Raw genomic sequence first — 338 nt, 5'->3', positions numbered from 1 at the left:
CTTTGTGAACCATACAAGATCCTACGAAACCTAAATCTACGTGTTTATCTCCACCATAGTAAGTTAAATCGCGGATTGTATCGTGTGTATAACGTTTAGAAACATCAGCATTGTTTACGTCTGGATCGGCAATCATTGGCTCTTCGATAATATCTAAGTCGATTACTACTTCAGCGTAATATTTAGCATTTGCATCTGGAGTTAAAGCAGGTTTAGCACCCGATTTAATTTCTTCGATACGTTTGTTTGCTTTGTCGATTAATCCTTGTAACACTTGGTTTTTGTTGTCCATTCCTTTCTCGATCATGATTTGGATACGAGATTTCGCAATTTCTAAC

The 338-nt window shown here is 37.0% G+C and carries 1 pseudogene; it reads right to left on the bottom strand.

The window, feature by feature from the left end:
- Positions 1–292: pseudogene (locus tag QWI17_RS01295) on the bottom strand (bifunctional aconitate hydratase 2/2-methylisocitrate dehydratase); the annotation flags it as partial.
- Between the last annotated feature and the right edge of the window lie 46 nt (positions 293–338).

It is taken from the genome of Gilvimarinus gilvus, assembly GCF_030518155.1.
Lineage (GTDB): Bacteria > Pseudomonadota > Gammaproteobacteria > Pseudomonadales > Cellvibrionaceae > Gilvimarinus > Gilvimarinus gilvus.
This window is presented reverse-complemented; position numbering and strand designations above follow the sequence as displayed.